Origin of the sequence: Bacillus sp. AFS018417, assembly GCF_002560985.1 — a bacterium.
GTDB lineage: Bacteria > Bacillota > Bacilli > Bacillales > Bacillaceae_G > Bacillus_A > Bacillus_A rhizoplanae.
In genome coordinates this window covers 1-225 of sequence record NZ_NTTM01000140.1, presented here as the reverse complement: position 1 = coordinate 225, position 225 = coordinate 1, and the positions used below count along the sequence as shown (strand labels likewise).

Below are 225 nucleotides of genomic sequence, written 5' to 3'. Positions count from 1 at the left end.
GAACCATGGAAGATTAATGGAGTAGAACCTTTAAGTGAAACACCAATAAATTTGAAGAATGGTGCGAAGGTTGCGACAGAAGAAGTACGTAACGCCGCAACTGAATATAATTATAATATGATAGAAAATCCTGGGCCTTTAGCTGAAATGAGGGGAAATCCGGCATCAAATTTTCTAGCAGGAAAATATGATGTGAAAACTTTGAATGAAGATACAACTCTATAT

At 36.0% G+C, this 225-nt stretch carries 1 protein-coding gene; it reads left to right on the top strand.

Translation table 11 applies throughout. The features are described from left to right. On the top strand, nucleotides 1–225 hold a 225-nt coding region (locus CN326_RS24840; protein ID WP_218007860.1), incomplete at both ends, for a hypothetical protein.